Genomic DNA, 373 nt, shown 5'->3' on the forward strand with positions numbered 1-373 from the left:
CGAGTACACCCAGAACGGTGTCAAGATCACCCTCGCCGACGGCAAGGAGTTCGAGGCGGAGGTCCTCCTCGTCGCCGTCGGCCGCGGCCCGGTCTCCCAGGGTCTCGGCTACGAGGAGGTCGGGGTCGCCATGGAGCGCGGTCACGTCCTCGTCGACGAGTACATGCGGACGAACGTCCCCACCATCTCCGCCGTCGGCGACCTGGTCCCGACCCTCCAGCTCGCGCACGTCGGCTTCGCCGAGGGCATCCTGGTGGCAGAGCGTCTGGCCGGTCTGAAGGTCGTTCCGATCGACTACGACGGTGTGCCGCGGGTCACCTACTGCCACCCGGAGGTCGCCTCCGTCGGCATCACCGAGGCCAAGGCCAAGGAG

1 protein-coding gene is annotated in these 373 nt (G+C 68.9%); it reads left to right on the top strand.

Annotated elements, in window-relative coordinates:
• A partial coding sequence (locus ADL25_RS17330; RefSeq protein ID WP_159044944.1) for an FAD-dependent oxidoreductase occupies nucleotides 1–373 on the top strand: 373 nt, incomplete at both ends.

This window comes from Streptomyces sp. NRRL F-5122 (genome assembly GCF_001507435.1).
Classification (GTDB): domain Bacteria; phylum Actinomycetota; class Actinomycetes; order Streptomycetales; family Streptomycetaceae; genus Streptomyces; species Streptomyces lannensis.